This is a genomic window from Parabacteroides gordonii MS-1 = DSM 23371 (assembly GCF_000969825.1).
GTDB lineage: Bacteria > Bacteroidota > Bacteroidia > Bacteroidales > Tannerellaceae > Parabacteroides > Parabacteroides gordonii.
The window spans coordinates 587,217-604,915 of sequence record NZ_KQ033919.1 but is presented as its reverse complement, the minus strand read 5'-3'; the positions used below and the strand labels follow the sequence as shown (position 1 = coordinate 604,915).

General features: G+C 43.2%; 16 protein-coding genes. 13 read left to right on the top strand and 3 right to left on the bottom strand.

What is annotated here, in order from left to right:
- Nucleotides 1-1,194 (bottom strand): saccharopine dehydrogenase family protein, encoded by a 1,194-nt coding sequence (locus tag HMPREF1536_RS02375; protein ID WP_028728546.1) that lies wholly within the window; start codon nucleotides 1,192-1,194, stop codon nucleotides 1-3.
- A gap of 526 nt (nucleotides 1,195-1,720) precedes the next feature.
- On the opposite strand from HMPREF1536_RS02375, the gene HMPREF1536_RS02370 reads away from it, so the two are divergent.
- From HMPREF1536_RS02370 to HMPREF1536_RS02325, 11 genes are all read left to right on the top strand, one after another.
- Nucleotides 1,721-3,085, top strand: coding sequence for a hypothetical protein (locus HMPREF1536_RS02370; protein ID WP_044192667.1), 1,365 nt, complete (start codon nucleotides 1,721-1,723; stop codon nucleotides 3,083-3,085).
- An 86-nt stretch (nucleotides 3,086-3,171) separates the two neighbouring features.
- Nucleotides 3,172-4,770 carry an OmpP1/FadL family transporter gene (locus HMPREF1536_RS02365; RefSeq protein ID WP_028728544.1) on the top strand — a complete coding sequence of 533 codons (1,599 nt, stop codon included), beginning with the start codon at nucleotides 3,172-3,174 and terminating at the stop codon, nucleotides 4,768-4,770.
- Nucleotides 4,771-4,971: 201 nt separating this feature from the next.
- A complete protein-coding gene (locus tag HMPREF1536_RS02360; RefSeq protein ID WP_028728543.1) occupies nucleotides 4,972-5,565 on the top strand; it encodes an RNA polymerase sigma factor in 594 nt (197 codons plus the stop codon).
- Nucleotides 5,566-5,685: 120 nt separating this feature from the next.
- Complete coding sequence (locus HMPREF1536_RS27815; RefSeq protein WP_167331511.1) at nucleotides 5,686-5,862, top strand: hypothetical protein; 177 nt, start codon at nucleotides 5,686-5,688, stop codon at nucleotides 5,860-5,862.
- Between the two features lie 77 nt (nucleotides 5,863-5,939).
- The gene (gene rpe, locus HMPREF1536_RS02355) at nucleotides 5,940-6,590 is read left to right on the top strand and encodes a ribulose-phosphate 3-epimerase (RefSeq protein ID WP_028728542.1); all 651 of its coding nucleotides are present in this window, start codon (nucleotides 5,940-5,942) and stop codon (nucleotides 6,588-6,590) included.
- Between the two features lie 35 nt (nucleotides 6,591-6,625).
- Nucleotides 6,626-7,909, top strand: coding sequence for a ComEC/Rec2 family competence protein (locus tag HMPREF1536_RS02350; RefSeq protein ID WP_225608111.1), 1,284 nt, complete (start codon nucleotides 6,626-6,628; stop codon nucleotides 7,907-7,909).
- 44 nt (nucleotides 7,910-7,953) lie between these two features.
- Entirely contained in the window at nucleotides 7,954-9,003 is a 1,050-nt protein-coding gene (locus tag HMPREF1536_RS02345) for a DHH family phosphoesterase (protein ID WP_028728540.1), read from the top strand.
- A 55-nt stretch (nucleotides 9,004-9,058) separates the two neighbouring features.
- Nucleotides 9,059-9,643 carry a BamK family beta-barrel-assembly machinery protein gene (locus HMPREF1536_RS02340; protein WP_028728539.1) on the top strand — a complete coding sequence of 195 codons (585 nt, stop codon included), beginning with the start codon at nucleotides 9,059-9,061 and terminating at the stop codon, nucleotides 9,641-9,643.
- A gap of 12 nt (nucleotides 9,644-9,655) precedes the next feature.
- Nucleotides 9,656-11,044 carry a phosphoglucosamine mutase gene (gene glmM, locus HMPREF1536_RS02335; protein WP_028728538.1) on the top strand — a complete coding sequence of 463 codons (1,389 nt, stop codon included), beginning with the start codon at nucleotides 9,656-9,658 and terminating at the stop codon, nucleotides 11,042-11,044.
- 563 nt (nucleotides 11,045-11,607) lie between these two features.
- On the top strand, nucleotides 11,608-12,225 hold the full coding sequence (locus HMPREF1536_RS02330) for an HU family DNA-binding protein (RefSeq protein WP_028728537.1): 618 nt from the start codon (nucleotides 11,608-11,610) through the stop codon (nucleotides 12,223-12,225).
- Nucleotides 12,222-14,282, top strand: a complete 2,061-nt coding sequence (locus HMPREF1536_RS02325) for a VapE domain-containing protein (RefSeq protein WP_028728536.1) — start codon at nucleotides 12,222-12,224, stop codon at nucleotides 14,280-14,282. Before HMPREF1536_RS02330 ends, HMPREF1536_RS02325 begins: the two co-directional genes overlap by 4 nt.
- Before the next feature lie 145 nt (nucleotides 14,283-14,427).
- Here HMPREF1536_RS02325 and HMPREF1536_RS02320 read toward each other — a convergent pair whose 3' ends face one another.
- Nucleotides 14,428-14,919, bottom strand: a complete 492-nt coding sequence (locus HMPREF1536_RS02320; protein ID WP_028728535.1) for an NUDIX hydrolase — start codon at nucleotides 14,917-14,919, stop codon at nucleotides 14,428-14,430.
- Between the two features lie 102 nt (nucleotides 14,920-15,021).
- Here HMPREF1536_RS02320 and HMPREF1536_RS02315 point away from each other — a divergent pair, with 102 nt between their 5' ends.
- Both HMPREF1536_RS02315 and HMPREF1536_RS02310 read left to right on the top strand, forming a co-directional pair.
- Nucleotides 15,022-15,270, top strand: a complete 249-nt coding sequence (locus HMPREF1536_RS02315) for a hypothetical protein (RefSeq protein WP_028728534.1) — start codon at nucleotides 15,022-15,024, stop codon at nucleotides 15,268-15,270.
- The gene (locus HMPREF1536_RS02310; protein WP_028728533.1) at nucleotides 15,267-15,545 is read left to right on the top strand and encodes a Txe/YoeB family addiction module toxin; all 279 of its coding nucleotides are present in this window, start codon (nucleotides 15,267-15,269) and stop codon (nucleotides 15,543-15,545) included. Before HMPREF1536_RS02315 ends, HMPREF1536_RS02310 begins: the two co-directional genes overlap by 4 nt.
- A gap of 8 nt (nucleotides 15,546-15,553) precedes the next feature.
- Here HMPREF1536_RS02310 and HMPREF1536_RS02305 read toward each other — a convergent pair whose 3' ends face one another.
- Nucleotides 15,554-17,617 carry a DNA topoisomerase 3 gene (locus HMPREF1536_RS02305; protein ID WP_028728532.1) on the bottom strand — a complete coding sequence of 688 codons (2,064 nt, stop codon included), beginning with the start codon at nucleotides 17,615-17,617 and terminating at the stop codon, nucleotides 15,554-15,556.
- Nucleotides 17,618-17,699: the final 82 nt, after the last annotated feature.

The following is a 17,699-nucleotide window of genomic DNA, read 5'->3' as shown; positions in this document are numbered from 1 at the left end:
TTATAGTTCCAGGTCTACGTTAAACATTTCATGCCAGGGCAGACCCTGTTCGTTCAGTTCTTTCATGAATGGATCGGGATCGAATTCTTCCACATTCCATACACCCGGTTTCTTCCATACGCCTTGCATAAACAGCTTGGCGCCGATCATGGCCGGAACACCGGTCGTATAACTTACGCCTTGTGCACCTGTTTCCTTGTAAGCGGCTTCGTGACTACAGTTATTATATACGTAGTAAGTCTGTTCCTTGCCATCCTTGATACCGCGGATACGGCAACCGATGGAAGTCTCGCCCGTATAGTTTTCTCCCAGGTCACCCGGGTTAGGCAATACGGCTTTGAGGAACTGGATAGGAACGATCTCCTGGCCGTTGTACATTATCGGGTCGATACGCGACATACCGATATTTTGTATCACACGCAGGTGAGTCAGATATTCCTGTCCGAATGTCATCCAGAAACGGGCACGTTTGATGGTCGGGAAGTTCTTTGTCAGGCTTTCCAGTTCTTCATGATACATCAGGTATGATTCGCGTGGGCCTACGTTCGGGTAATTGATCGGTTGATGAACTGTCAACGGATCTGTTTCCAACCATTTACCGTCTTCATAATATTTACCACGTTGAGTGATCTCGCGGATATTGATTTCCGGATTGAAGTTCGTTGCGAATGCCTTGTGGTGATCTCCTGCGTTGCAGTCTACGATATCCAGATATTGAATTTCATCGAAATGATGTTTCGCTGCATAAGCTGTATATACACCCGTTACACCCGGATCAAATCCGCAACCCAGGATAGCTGTCAGGCCGGCCTTTTCGAAACGGTCTTTATAAGCCCACTGCCAGCTATATTCATATTTAGCTTCGTCCAGCGGTTCGTAGTTGGCAGTGTCGAGATAACTCACACCGTAAGCCAGACAGGCGTCCATGATGGAGAGGTCCTGATAAGGTAAAGCCAGGTTGATAACCAACTCGGGCTTGAAGTCATTAAACAATGCAACGAGTTCGTCCACATTATCTGCATTGACCTGTGCTGTCTTTATTTTTACATTCTTAATATCAGCAGCGATCTGGTCGCACTTGCTTTTCGTGCGGCTAGCCAGCATGATATCGGTAAAAACATCGGCATTCATCGCGATCTTTTTAACAGCAACGGTACTTACGCCCCCGGCACCAATAACTAATACTCTTCCCATTTACAAATAGAATTAATCTTGTTAATATACAGTTTACAAGGTTTTAAACCAAAGGACAAATATACGATTTATCTTTGGAATAAATTATATCAGTAGCGTAAAAACAATTGTCTGCCCCGAAGGCTGCGGACAACTAGCTGCCAACTCCCGGTAAACTAATATTTTCCTCTCTTATTATTAGTTCAAAAGAATAATTATAAAGGAGGAAAATAATAAAAGGTAAAGACAAAAAGGTTAAGATACTACTACTTCTTTGTTAGTTCCTGCCGGGCTTGTTCCCTCTGCTATGTTCTTACCTGATGCAGCGTTTGTAAATGAAACGGCATCTTACCTTGTATAATAGATCATGTCAGGATAAATATTAAAGTTAAAGTATATATAAATGCTTGATCCTTATTGGGAACGTGTTATATTTGTATGTAGAATGCATTATTTTTATAGTTATTAAGAATGTGCGTTTAAACCCTGACGATGGAAACAGAGTCTAAACAATAGAATAAATATATAATGTAGAGGAGAAACGAATATGAAACCCATGAAATTAACATCTTTAGCGGTGATGCTTCTGGTAGCCTTTAGTGCTGCTGCCCAGGAGGAGTTCTTTGATGATGTGTATTTCTCTTCCAGTAAAGACAAAAAGAAAGAAAAGACAGAAGAGAAGGTTATACAACCCAAACAACAGGAGGAAACGAAGACATCATCGGGAATAGTATTGGCATCGGCCTCCGATTCCAATAGTTCCGCATACGACGAGAATCGTGATGTAGACGAATATAATCGCAGATATACATCTGTGGATGTAGAAGAACCGTACGATGAAGATATGGATGAAGAAGACGGCACTTATATCGAGGAACTGCCTGATAACAATCAGAAGGTTACAAAACAAAAGGAACGCCGTTCCGATTCGGAATATACCGAACGTATTGTTCGTTATCATTCACCGAGTAAGATCACGATTGCCGGTGCAGATCAGGTGGATTTGTATCTGAGTGACGGATATTACAGCTATGGTTATGATACGGATTACTCCGACGGCAATGCCAATGTGAATGTCAATATCAACATGGGCAATAGCTGGGGAGGCTGGTATTCTCCGTGGTATAACAACTGGTATGATCCCTGGTATAGTTATAGTCCTTGGTGGACTTACTCATCCTGGTATGGCCCCCGTTGGGGATTCGGCTGGGGATGGGGCGGTTTCTATGCCGGCTGGAGTAGTCCCTGGTACGGTGGTTATTACGGTCCCGGCTATTGGGGCGGTGGTTACTGGGGTGGAGGCTACTGGGGAGGTGGCTATTACGGACACCATCACCATCATTATTATAGCCCATACAACTATTCATCACGCGGACGTTCGACATCTAGCCGTTATACAACCGGAAGAAATTCTTCCAGTCGCTATAACTCGACTTCATCCGGACGTGCAGTATCCAATAGGTCGTCGAACCGTGCATCTTCTTTAAGAAGTGAAAGCAACCGCACGAGCAGTTCAAGAGGATTGAGTTCTGACCGTTATTCAACTCGTTCATCATCATCCACAAGAGGTGAAGGAACAAGCAGCAGCATTCGTTCAAGCAGAGGAACTTCTTCCAGCCGGGTACAATCGGAAGGAACAGTTCGCACACGTACAGCAACTCGTAGCGAGTATAACGGTGGTTCATCCACACGTTCTTCTTCCGGTATTCAGGCAAGTCCGTCTACAAGAAGTAGTAGTACACGTTCAAGTTACAGCAACTCCGCACCTTCAAGAAGCCAGAGTACATATTCTGCTCCGTCAAGAAGTAGCAGCAGTAGCCGTAGCAGTGGATCGTTCAGTAGCGGAAGCAGCAGTAGTAGCCGTTCAAGTGGCGGCGGTGGTGGCGGCGGTCGTTCAGGTGGACGCAGATAATGAGAGAGATAATATAATTATAGTATAAGGGCCTGTATCCGTACATGTGCCCTTATATATTTAAGGTATTAGAAATAACAGAAACGATGAAAAGAATAACGTGCTTATTTATATCGGCATTTTTCCTGGCCGGTGGTGTCGCATATGCACAAGGTGAAATGGATGCATACAAAATGTCTCAGACCGATTTGAACGGTACTGCCCGCTATTTGGGTATGAGTGGGGCTTTCGGTGCATTAGGTGGGGATATATCGTCTATGTCTACTAACCCGGCAGGGTTGGGGATATATCGTAGTTCGGAGGTGGTAACTACGATAAGTCTTTCGTCAATAAAAGCCAATACAAACTGGAATGGTTCGAAAGCGGATGAGAGCAAGACAAGGTTTAACTTTGACAACATTGCTTATGTGGGTTATTTCCCAACCGGAAATGATGAAGGTATCGTTGGATGGAATCTGGGTGTCTCTTATAATCGCGTAAAGAGCTTTAACCGTACTTATCGGATGAATGGGGCGCAAGACTTTTCGCTGGCTGATTATGTGGCTGATTTAGCATATGGTGTAAAGCCGGGTGACTTTAAGCCAGAGGGGGGGTATGATCCTTATTTTAATTCGAATATATCTTGGCTTGCAATTTTAGGAAGTGATGCAGGTTTTATAGATCCATATGATGGGAAGAATGAATATCACTCAGCATTTGGAGAGCAAGGTGCTGATGGTTGGCGGCCTGCTATCCCTCAAAATGTGGATTTGCTAGTGAATGAAAAAGGTTCTATTGGTCAGTATAATTTCTCATTTGCAACAAATATTTCGGACCTTGTCTTTCTGGGGGCAACAGTTGCTGTAACTGATATGGACTATAGTTTGAATACCAGTTATGCAGAGGATTTTACTAGAACAGAGTGGTTGACATTGGATAATGGTCTTACTACAAGCGGAACAGGGTATGCATTTAATCTTGGTGCTATTGTTCGTCCGACAGATTTTCTTCGTTTGGGTGTTGCCTATAATTCTCCGACATGGTATAAACTGACTGATTATTTTCATGGAGACGCAACAACTACGATAAATGGGGAAGAATGGAAAAATAATACACCTGACTATCAGTCGGGAAGTTATCATCTTCGTACTCCGGATCGTTGGATATTCAGTGCAGCCGGTGTAGGTAAAAACTTTCTAGTAAGTGTCGATTATGAATTGACAAATTACAAGAGAATGAATCTGAACGATTTGGATGGAAACGACCTGCAGAGTACAGATGATATAAAGAAGGACTTTGGTATGTCTGGCACATTAAAAGTCGGTGCCGAGGTGAAGATTACTCCTCAGTTCTCTGTACGTGCCGGAACTTTATGGAGAACATCTCCGATGAAACAGCATGTGAAAGATGGAATTTCTCCACAGAAAGCTGATGGAACTTATTATGCCGATGCAGTAGGTATTGTTGGTACTATACCTAATTATACAGTGGATAAAGGTACTAATTCTTATTCTATTGGTCTGGGATACCGTTTTACTCCGAGTTTCTATGCTGATCTGGCATGTGTATATCGTGAATATAAGGAAGATGCTTATGCATTCCCAAGTACATTCCGGGAAAATGGAGAAGTATTTGTTAAATCCGATCCCGCTTCACTTAAGACAAAGACAACCCAGGTTGCTTTAACTTTGGGTTATAAGTTCTAAAAATATAGTTTGTTAGCAAATGTCCCCTGTTTGTACATAAAACGTACAGGCAGGGGACATTTTTGTATAAAAATAACAGAAATGTTTGCCTGTTTAAAATACTTTTTGTTCTTTTGCTTTCGAAAACGAAATTGTCTAACATTTAAAACCTCATTGCCTATAGCATAAACATTACTCAAGAAACTATAAAATACAGAAGTAATGAAGACTTTAAAATCGATGACAGACGAAGATCTGGTTGTCCTTTATGCACAGGGTAATAATGTCGCTTTTGACGTGTTGTTGAATCGTCATAAGAGCAGTATCCATTCCTATATTTACTTTATAGTCCGCAATAAAGAGTTAACGGAAGATATCTTCCAAGAAACTTTTGTGAAAGTGATTATGACTATTAAACAAGGCCGTTATACAGAAAACGGTAAGTTTAAAGCATGGATCACCCGTATTGCACATAATCTGATCATTGATAACTTCCGTCAGGAACGCAGTGAAAATACTGTATCCAACGATGAGGTGGAAGTGGATCTGTTCAATAATATCAAGCTTTGTGATGGAACGATTGAAGACAATATCGTGCGTCATCAGGTGTTGTCGGATGTGAAGAAGTTGGTGAAGCATCTTCCCGACAGTCAGCGCGAAGTGTTGGAAATGCGTTACTATCAGGATCTGAGCTTTAAAGAAATCGCAGATATTACAGGTGTCAGCATTAATACAGCATTGGGACGTATGCGTTACGCTATCCTGAATATGCGTCGTATGGCTGACGAGAATCATATAGAGTTGTCTTTGGCATGATCGGTTCGCGGAGCGAGCCAATTATGATTTTTATTATCAGGTAAAAATATTCTGTCATTTATGCAATAAGTAGAAACTGCCCCCGTTTTATTATCAAACGAATAAAAAAAGGGGATGCCTATGAAGAGATTTTCTACTCAATGTATGGATGGATTGAAGGATAAAACAAAGAAAAACCGGAACGAGAAGAAAAGTGCACCAAGCCGACAAACGCTTGATTTCTTATCTCAATTTGCAAGGAGTTACCATGCTGAACCTGCTTTGCAACCGGAGTTTTGTGGTTATGTGATGAACTAAGAAATTGAAGGAAAGAGGACACTTGTCATAGTGTTCTCTTTCTTTTTTTTGTACCTTTGCGCAAAAGACTTGAAATTATGAAACATAAGATTGCTCCTTCTTTGCTGGCTGCCGATTTCCTGAACCTGCAAAAAGAGGTGGAAATGATAAATAATAGTGAGGCAGACTGGTTGCATATGGATATTATGGACGGAGTATTCGTTCCTAATATCTCTTTCGGTTTTCCGGTTCTCGACGCAGTAAAACCCATTCTGAAGAAGCCGATGGATGTGCATCTGATGATTGTCGAGCCTCAGAAGTTTGTCAAAGAGGTGGCTGCTGCCGGTGCTTATATGATGAATGTTCATTATGAGGCCTGTACGCATTTGCATCGTACGATCGGTGCGATCAAAGAGGCTGGAATGAAAGCGGCTGTAACATTAAATCCGCATACTCCGATCAGTTTGCTGGAAGATATAATACAGGATCTGGATATGGTGTTACTCATGTCGGTTAATCCGGGTTTCGGTGGGCAGCGTTTTATTGAGTATTCGGTAAATAAAACGGCTCGTTTGAAAGAAATGATCCGGGAAAAAGGATTGGATACTTTAATTGAAGTGGATGGTGGTGTGAATCTGGATACTGGAAAACGTCTGGTAGATGCCGGGGCAGATGTGCTGGTGGCCGGAAGTTTTGTTTTCAGTTCTCCTGATCCGATACGAACAATAAAAGAGCTGAAAGATATGTAAGAGTATATAGATTACCAACCAAAACCGACCTTTGTATGATAATAAAAGAAATACAAAAGCGGCCTTTTATCAGGCCGCTTTTCATCTGGATAACCGGGATCTTACTGCAGGCTTACTTCGATTGCCGCATTGTGTCATTGTTTCTGATACTATTCCCCTTATTGATCATCCTGTTTTCTTATATGGCTGTAATCTCCGGGACGGAAAAGTCTCATTGTAATTATGAGCTTCGTTGGCAGTGGGGAGCTGTATTTCTATTGTTGTTATTGTCTTTCTCCATTCAACGGACGGCTTACTGGCAGGAGAGGGACGAACGACCCGTTTTCTCGTTAGTATCTGAACTGGCAGAAAGAGGGCAGGAGCGTTTATTGAAACCTTTCGACATTTTGCACTTGTCGGAAGAAGAAAAATCTGTATTGGCAACGATCACGTTGGGCCACCGGAAAGGGATGGATCAGGAAGTAAAAAGAAGTTTTTCGGTAACGGGTGTTGCTCATTTGTTAGCAGTAAGTGGTTTTCATGTGGCTATTGTTTGCGGCTTCCTTTCCTTATTCTTATCCTTCTTGCCCAAGAGCGCTTTTTATAGATGGTTGAAGTATCTGTTGACGATCTGTTTACTTTGGTGTTTTGTTGTCATTACCGGATTTGCAGCCTCTGCTATCCGTGCCGGATTGATGCTGACGTTGTATCTGACAGGTAGAACGTTACGGCGAAGAACGGACGGGTATAATACACTGGCTGCTTCTGCATTTTGTATGCTGGCGTTTGATCCGTTTTATTTATTTGATATCGGTTTTCAGTTAAGCTATCTGGCGGTGTTGTCTATTTTGTATTTGCAACCTCGGCTTCAAGGTTTGATCGAGGTTCGTAACCCTTTGGTTGCTGCTCCCTGGAGTTGGATAACTGTTACACTGGCTGCGCAAGCGGGTACGACATTGCTTTGTTTATACTATTTCCGGCAGTTCTCTCTGGTCTTTTTGTGTACAAATCTGCCTTTGACCTTTCTGGCGACCTTTCTGATACCAGCCGGACTGATCTGGGTTTTATTACCTGTAAATTTTCCCGGTTATGAATATCTTCAACTGTTTGTGGAGAAGACGACACATGCTTTGTTACAGATTGTTGAGGCTTTTAGCAGGGTACCGGGAGCAACCTTTTCTTTTCAAATTGACTTGTTGCTGACTATTCTGGGTTATGGGATTGCTCTCTTTTTTCTGTTGTTCCTGCAAACCCGGCGTCCTCGATTCTTATTCGTCTCCTTACTTCTATTGTTATTTCTATTGTTTGATTTGCTTATTGAACGTTTTTTTACTGTGTAGAACGTAAAAAAGTAGTACCTTTGTCCATGTAAACAAGAGAAAATATGATTACAAAAATCATTCACGAAGAGAAAATTCAGAAAGCCAAGAAATACGTAGAGAAAGGCGAAAGTTTTGTTATTGTTACCCATGTTACTCCCGACGGCGATGCCCTCGGTTCAGCTTTGGGATTGTATCATTTCCTTACTGCCTATGGTAAAGATAACGTAACAGTTATTGTCCCTAATGAATTCCCCTTATTTTATAAATGGATTCCGGGAGCAAAAGATATTGTGATACATGAAAAGTATCCGGAATTTGCAGAACAGTTGATCCATGATGCGGATGTTATTTTCTGTCTGGACTTTAACGAGCCTAAGCGTATAGAGAAACTGGCTCCGGCTGTTATTGCAGCAGAAGGCCGTAAGGTCTTGATCGATCATCATCTGAATCCCGCAGATTTTTGCCGGGTGATGATGTCGTATCCCGAAATGTCGTCTACCAGTGAGATGATTTTCCGCTTTATCTGCCGCATGGGAATGTTCGACCTGCTAAATAAAGAAGCAGCCGTTTGTATTTATACCGGAATGATGACGGATACAGGTTCTTTTACCTATAATTCGAATAAGCCGGAAATTTATACGATCATCGGTGAACTGATAAAGAAGGGAATAGATAAGGATTTGATTTATCGCAAAGTCTTTCAGGTGTATTCTGAATCACGCCTTCGTATGCAGGGATATGTCCTGTATGAAAAGATGAGGATTTATCCGGAGAAACATGCTGCATTGATTACTCTTTCGCAGGCCGAATTAGACCGGTTTAACTATGTAACCGGTGATACGGAAGGTTTTGTAAATATGCCATTGAGCATACAAGGTGTATCATTTAGTGTCTTTATTCGTGAAGATAAAGATTATATAAAGATATCTTTGCGTTCTGTAGGTGATTTTCCATGTAATCTGTTTGCTTGCCAGTATTTTAACGGGGGTGGTCATAAAAATGCTTCCGGTGGAGAATTTCATGGCTCTTTGGAAGAAGCTGTAGCTGTTTTTGAGAAAGGATTAAAAGAATTTAATCCTAATAAAACAGAAGAAATAGAGAAACTTGCCTGAGATATGGCGGATATTATTTACATTTGTCGCTCATTTATACATTAAAGAATAACAGATGAAGAGAGGTTTTTATATCCTGATGATTATGTGTGTAGCTCTGGTAGTAGTATCATGCGACAAAACGAAGTCGTATACGGAGTACTTGAAGGCTGAGAGGAAAGCTATCGATCGATTGATCGATAATGAAGGAATAAGGGTTCTTAAAAATTATCCGTCTGATGGTGTTTTTAAGGAAAATGAATTTGTGAAGTTGGATAATGATGTGTATCTGAATGTAATAGACTCAGGTAATGGCAATCGGGCCGTATTAGGAACAACCAAAGTTTTGTGCCGTTTTATAGCAAATGACATCATGGACGCGGATACTGCTCAACTGATGGTTGATAATTTATCTTCCAAGTATAATAATAGATGGGGATTTCCTACCGAATTTATTTTTGGATATAATGTCTATTCCGGTGAATCCAGAAGTTATGATCCGGATATATTTGTAGGTGAAGGGCTGGCTGCAGCCTTATATCATGTAGGAGAAGGGGCTGAAGTTAAATTGATTGTCCCGTTCAAACGAATGGGGAGTTATTTTCAAAGTAATTATACTCCGGTCTATTTTAGCAAAGTGAAATATACATTTGAAAAATAATCGAACTTACGTATGACTTTAATTAAATCTATTTCCGGTATCCGCGGTACAATCGGTGGAGCGCCGGAAGACGGATTGAATCCGTTAGCCATTGTGAAGTTTGTAGCAGCTTATGCTACCTTCATTAGAAAAAGCACAAAAGCAACATCCAACAAAATCGTAGTAGGACGTGATGCCCGTATCTCTGGCCCGATGGTAAAACAGGTGGTTTTAGGTACTCTTACAGGAATGGGCTTTGATGTTGTAGACATCGACCTGGCAACAACCCCCACTACCGAATTAGCTGTTGCTATGGAAGGTGCCTGTGGCGGTATTATTTTGACTGCCAGTCATAATCCGAAGCAATGGAACGCTTTGAAGCTGCTGAATGAAAAGGGTGAATTCCTGAATGCGGCTGAAGGTGCTGAAGTTTTGGAAATTGCAGCTTCTGAAAGCTTTGAGTTTGCAGATGTCGATCATTTAGGTAAAGTGATCGTTGACAATACATACAAACAAAAACATATCGAGAGTGTACTCAATCTCGACTTGGTGGATGTAGAAGCTATTAAGGCTGCTGACTTCCGTGTCGCTATCGATGCTGTAAATTCCGTAGGTGGTGTTGTTCTGCCGGATTTACTGTATGCTCTGGGTGTGAAGGAAATATTCAAACTGCATTGCGCTCCTCATGGGAACTTCTCCCATAATCCGGAACCTCTTCCTGAGAACCTGACGGAGATTTCCGATCTGATGAAGCATGCAAAAGCAGACGTAGGTTTTGTTGTCGATCCTGACGTGGATCGTCTGGCTATTGTTTGTGAAGATGGTGAAATGTTCGGTGAGGAATATACGTTAGTAGCAGTAGCCGACTATGTATTGAGTCATACTCCGGGTAATACGGTAAGTAACCTGAGCTCGAGCCGTGCCTTACGTGATGTAACCCGGGCTCATGGTTGCGAATATAATGCAGCCGCAGTAGGAGAGGTGAATGTCGTGGCAAAAATGAAAGCAACCAACGCTGTGATTGGCGGTGAAGGTAATGGCGGTGTGATTTATCCGGCTAGCCATTATGGACGTGATGCTTTGGTGGGTATCGCTTTGTTCCTGACTCACCTGGCAAAGAAAAAGATGAAAACAAGCGAATTACGTGCCAGCTATCCTCCGTATTTCATCTCCAAGCAGAAAGTTCAGCTTACTCCGGAGATCGATGTGGATGCTATTTTAGCCAAGGTAAAAGAAAAGTTCGCTCAATATGATATTACTGATATCGATGGTGTAAAGATCGATTTTCCCGATAAATGGGTTCACCTTCGTAAAAGTAACACCGAACCGATCATCCGTATCTATGCAGAAGCTCATACAATGAAAGAAGCCGAAGAGATAGGTGGCGAGTTGATTGCGGTGATTAATGAAATGTGTAAGTAAGCTTTATAACATATAATAAAACCGGGGATACTTATTAATTAGGTATTTCCGGTTTTGTTTTTATAGTTAGTATTTTTTGATAGTTTACGGTTCTATTTCTTTGGAGCTATGAATTGATTAGTGTCAATTTATAAATCGCAGGTTTACATAGTGAAATATGGTTATAAACCATTCACTCTTCATTTTTGTCTATCTAATATGCTGATTTGTTTCTATTTAAATAGGTGAATTGTTGGTGAATGGTTGCTCGAAAAGGTGAATAGTTGATGCAAACCTTTCACCTTTTATTTATTACCCCCCTTTCTCCCTTAAAATAATTATCACTTTCCTCCCTATATATTACCATAAAACCAATAATAATCTATACCTTTAGTTACGACTTATAAACCAACGGATGGCGATCGTTAACCTTTGCGACCGTTGTCGTTAAGCATACTGACGGTGCTAGGTAAGCTTGCCGACCTTGGTCGTTAAGTAAATAAGTTATAGGGTTTGCCTTAAAGAGTATTAACTAACCTCTTACTGTACACTAGGGTAAGGGGTAGAAAAACACAATATTGTATATGCCGGCTAAGTATCTGTTTTACAAAAATCCCCATTCCCCGCATCAGACAGAAGAAGAGGAGGGAGTGCTGCATGCCCGTATCGTGGAAGGGCAGGTGCTGCGTTTTGAGAAGTTATGTGAGAAGATTGCTGATCGTAGTACCTTCAATGAAGGAGAGGTCAAAGGTCTGATGACTTGTTTTAAAGAAGAGTTAATCCTGGCGCTGAAGGAGGGTAATCCGGTGGAGATCGACGGGATCGGTTTGTTCTCTGTGACGGCGAAATGTCCGCCGATACGTAACCCCAAAGAGATCAGGGCGGAAAGTATTCACTTTTCGAAAGTTGTTTTCCGGGCTTGCAAGGAGTTGAAAAAGGAGATGAATTCGATGACTTTCGAGCGGGCAACGGATTACAGGAGAAAAGATGCGTATACTCCGGAGCAGCGGCAGGAACGCATCCTGCGTTATCTCTCGAACCACCGGGAGGTGTCCAGTTCTGATTGTATGGGAGTGAATGTCTGTTCGCGTTATCTGGCACAAGGAGATCTGAAACGGTTGAGGGAGCAGGGACGGATCGTTCGCCTGGGTGGGCCGAAAGTGGCTGTTTACGTCTTACCGGAGAAGGAGGATACAAAATGAAAGTTACGTTATTAAAAGGAAATCTAGGTCCCGGTAAGTTGGTGGAGCTGGCTTCGGTGGTAGCGCGTATTAAAGATACGACTCAGGCTAAACCGGTGGAGAATATGCGTGAAATGATTCCCTATTGTACACCGGGAAATCGGGTGGCAGATGCAGAGAAAGTTCCGGTGGTAATTTTTGCATCCGGTTATAAAGATCAGGTTTGGAAGCATTATAACGGACTGATTCTGCTGGAGTTTAATCGTTTAGCCAATCTTTCGGAAGCCAGGCGGCTGCGTGACGAAATAGTCAGGTACAACCAACCCTTGCTGGCTATGATTGGTTCGAGTGGTCTGAGTGTCAAGGTTGTGGTGCGTTATACGTTGCCCGACGGTACATTACCGGTCGACCGGGAGAAGGCCATCTGTTTCCATGCGCACGCTTATCGCAGGGCGGTATTGCATTATCAGGCACAGTTACAATGGCAAGTCGATATAAAGGAACCTTCGCTCGACCGGGGATGTCGATTGTCCTATGATCCGGAATGTTTTTATAATCCGGAAGCATTGCCGGTCAGGATGGAACAACCGCTGGCAATGCCTGAAGAACCGGGATATATGGAGCAGGTCATACAGTCAGACGATCCATTGGCGCGTATCTTGCCGGGAACGGAGCAACGGAAGAAGATAGAAATGCTTTTTGAAACCTGCCTCAATCAAGTTTACCGGGAGCATGGAGCCGGATGGGGAGAGGAAGAACCGAAGGATTTTGTAGCGGCGGTAAGTGCGTTGTGTTTCGATTCCGGTGTCCCGGAGGAAGATACGGTTCGCTGGCTTTATTTCCGGATGTGGAGTTTAGAAGATCAGAACCTGTTGAGACTGACTGTGCATAATGTGTATCTTGCGCGTAAGTCGTTCGGGAAGAAACCTTGTCTGCCGGTTCCTATGAATTTGCTGGCACGCATGGAGGAATTTCTGAAGCGGCGGTACGAGTTTCGTAAGAATGAAATTATCGGTGAGGTGGAATACAGGGAGAAGCATTCGTTCTGTTTCCGTTTCCGGCCTGTCACGGCGGAGGTGTTGAATGGTATTTGCCTGAATGCCATGGAAGAGGGGCTCGATATATGGGATAAAGATGTGCGGCGGTATATTTATTCTCCCAGAGTTCCGAATTATAATCCGCTGGAGCAGTTTTTGTATAATCTCCCGGCATGGGATGGGAAAGACCGGATACGTGCACTGGCGGATACGGTGCCGACCAAAGATGGCGAATGGAGGAACCGTTTTTATGTGTGGTTTATCAGTATGGTTGCCCACTGGCAGAAGACGGACCGTTTGTATGCCAATAGCCTGGTGCCCGTATTGGTTGGGGGACAGGGCATTTCAAAGTCGACTTTCTTTCGTTTGCTTCTCCCGCCGGTGTTAAGGGATTATCATGCGGAAAGTATTAATCTCGAGAATAAAAGTGAAGCGGAATTGCTGATGGCACAAAACCTGTTGATTACCATCGATGAGTTCGACCGCTTAAGCAAGAAATATCAGGCGGATCTGAAACATTTGATCCAGAAGCCGGAAGTGAAAGTACGCCGTCCGCATCAGAAGACATTTCAGCAGATGAGACGTCTGGCTTCATTTTCGGCTACAGCTAATCCGATGGAGTTGCTGACCGATCCGACGGGAAGCCGTCGGTATGTTTGTGTGCAGGTGACAGGGGCAATCGATGTATCGGCGCCTGTAGAGTATGAACAATTGTATGCCCAGGCGGTCCATGCCATTCGTTCGGGTGAGCGTTATTGGCTGAATAGTGAGGAGGAGCAGTTGCTGACAAAAAGTAATGCCGGGTTCCAGGACGAACCGCTGGAGATGCAATATCTGTTTTCTTATTTCCGTTTGCCGGAAGAGGGGGAGAAGGAGGAGCGGTTTACGTCGGTCGAGTTGTTGGATATTATTTCGGAACGTTCCAAACGGAAGTTCAGTAATACTTCCGCCTGCCGCTTCGGTAAGATGCTGAATGCATCAGGCATCCGAAAGATACATACAAAGACTGGGAATTATTATTGTTTGATAAGGAAAGGTTAGAAAAATATGAAGGTGAACGGTTGAATGAAACCGTTCACCTTTTGACGAAACCTTTCACCTGTAAAATGAACTGTTATGTTTTGTATTATAGCAGTTTATCCTGTTTGGGTGAAAGGTGAAGGGTTTTTGTGTCGTTTTTAATATGTTATAGAAATAATCGTCGGAATTCTTGTTCGAAGTTAGGAGTAAATACGTTTTTCCCTAGGTTTGCTTTCACCTCTTCTATCGGCCAGAAACGTCCGCCGTCCAACTCTTCGGTGTCCGGTATGATTTTACCGTCATAGATGGTACGAAATGTATTGACCAGCTCTTTTTCGATGGACGATTCAAAGACATAGCGGGTGATAAATTCCGGAATAAAGTCTGTTATTCCTAACTCTTCGTGCACTTCCCGACGAAGAGCCTCTTCTACTGTTTCGCCATAATCGATATGCCCGCCTACGGCAGTGTCCCATTTACCGGGCTGGATATCTTTTGTCATGGAGCGTTTTTGCAGATATAATTCGCCTTCCTTGTTGAAGATATGCAGATGTATAACCGGATGCAGCTGCTTACTTCCGCTGTGACACTCTTTACGGGTCGCCTTGCCTATTGTTTCTCCCTCCTCGTTTACCAGAGGGAACCATTCGTCTCTCATCTTTTTCTTTGTTTTTGAGGCTACAAAGATAAGGAATAAAGGTTGTTGGAATATGGAATTTAATTGTTACTTTTGTCAAGGACATAATAAAAAGGAATAACTATGACAAAATCAACTATGGCCTTGGAAGCTGAAAAAGCCGAATTGGCGAGAATAATATTAGATTTGGATGATATGGAATTAGTAAAGAAAGTGAAAGCTTCCATTAAACGTATTACCACTCCGAAAGAAGATCCCTTTTTTACTAATCCGGCGAATCTTGCCCATTTCCGGAAATCAGTAAAGCAGAAAGAGAATGGTGAGGTGGTGGAATTGACTCCTGAACTTCAGAAGGAGTTACTTGGTTTATGAGATATACATTAATTATTACTGAGGATGCGAAGATAGATATTGCTTCTTTTTCTTACACTGGTGATAAAGTCGGTGCTAAGAAAGTGAATGTTTTGTTAGATGAACTGCGTGAACATCCTTACACCGGTACCGGTAAGCCTGAACCTTTACGGGGGAACTGGTCTGGTTACTGGTCTCGTCGTATCAATAAAAAAGACAGATTAATCTATACAGTCGAAGAAGATCGGGTGATTGTAACGGTTGTACAAGCAAAAGAACATTATAACGATAAGTGACCATGTAGTTATAACTTACCGATCACTTTTGCCAATTCCTCATCCGATAGCCCTTCGCCATAAGTCGCATAATCCATGCGGAAGGTACAGCCTTTCTTATATTCGGAACAACCGTAAGCTGTTTTACCCCGCAGGATACTTCCTTTCTTACAGACCGGACAAACCGGTTTTTCCGGTTGTTTGGGAGCTGTTTTCTCTTTCGGAGCCTCTTCCTTTTTTGCACGCGGCTTACGCGGTTTCTTTTCTTTTTTCTCCTCTTTGGGCTGTTCTTTGACAGCCTCTTCGATTGTTATTCTACGGGTCGACTGGTCAGACAGAACGTTGATGACTACCTGGTTGACCATTTGCTTCAATTCTTCCAGGAATGTCCGTGCTTCGTAAGTGCCCCGTTCGATCTGACGCAGTTTCTTTTCCCAAAGACCTGTCAGTTCGGCACTTTTGAGTAATTCCTCATGTATAGTGTCGATCAGTTCCACACCGGTGGCTGTCGGGTATAGATTCTTACGTTCCTTGCGGATATAATTACGTTTGAACAATGTCTCAATTATCGCAGCCCGGGTGGAAGGACGGCCAATACCATTCTCTTTCAAGGCATCACGAAGTTCATCATTATCGACCAACTTACCTGCCGTTTCCATCGCACGGAGCAATGTCGCTTCCGTGTAGGGCTTGGGGGGAGTAGTCCATGTTTCCTTTAAAATAGGTTTGTGCGGGCCACTTTCACCTTTTACGAAGTCCGGCAATACACCTTCTTCTTCGGTCGGTTCGGCATCCGGATCCTTTTGTTCGGCACCGAATACAACGCGCCATCCCGGTTTGAGGATCTGCTTTCCGGTTACTTTGAAATCAACCTTGTCTACCTTACCGAGCACGGTGGTGGTAGATATATCGCAATCCGGATAGAAGGCGGCTATGAAGCGGCGGGTAACCAGGTCGTATACCTTCCGCTCGTTTTCCGTCAAGTTACGGGCCGGTACCCCGGTCGGGATAATGGCATGGTGATCTGTTACTTTAGAGTTGTCGAATACCCTTTTGCTCTTAGGGATCTTGGCGGCTAATACCGGAGCTGTCAACTCAGTATAATCGACCAGCCCTTTTAGGGTGTTAGGTACCTTCGGGTAGATGTCATCACTCAGGAAAGTAGTATCCACACGCGGATAGGTGGTCACTTTCTTTTCGTATAATGACTGGATCAGTTTTAATGTATCGTCGGCGGTAAAAGCAAACTTTTTGTTGCATTCTACCTGCAATGAAGTCAGGTCGAAAAGCCGCGGAGCGTATTCTTTCCCTTTCTTTTCAGATATATCGGTGACGGTGAAGTCTTCCTTTTGTACAACTTCAAGGAAAGCTTCGCCTTCTTCTTTTTTAGTGAATTTCCCTTTTGTAGCAGAAAAGGTAGTATTCCGGTAGATCGTTTTCAATTCCCAGTAAGGTTCGGGTTTGAAATTGTCGATCTCTGCCTGGCGGTTGACGATCAGGGCCAGTGTCGGTGTCTGAACACGTCCGATAGAAAGCACCTGACGGTTCTGTCCGTAACGGATCGTATACAGGCGGGTCGCATTCATACCGAGCAACCAGTCGCCGATAGCACGCGACAACCCGGCTTCATATAATGTTCTGAATTCTGTTTGTTCTTTCAGGTGCTGGAAACCTTCGCGGATAGCTTCTTCTGTCAGAGAAGAAATCCATAAGCGGTACACCGGACAAGTACATCCGGCTTTTTGCATTACCCAGCGCTGTATCAGTTCCCCTTCCTGGCCGGCATCACCGCAGTTGATCACCATTTCGGCATTCTGCATCAAGGTCTCGATCACCTTGAACTGCTGCTCGTAAGTGGGGTTACTGATCAGTTTGATACCGAAGCGGGGAGGGATCATCGGAAGGGCACTCAGGCTCCACCGTTTCCATTCGTCGGCATAATCATGCGGTTCTTTTAGTGTACACAGATGTCCGAATGTCCAGGTAACCTGATATCCGTTTCCTTCAATATACCCATTCATTCTTTTTGTAGCCCCCAGTACTTCGGCAATCTCGCGTGCCACACTCGGTTTTTCAGCAATACATACTTTCATCTGCAATCTAATCCTTTCGTAAAAATCACACAAATGTACACTTTCCTGCTGATATTTCCATGAGAAAGTTGCAACCGAAACA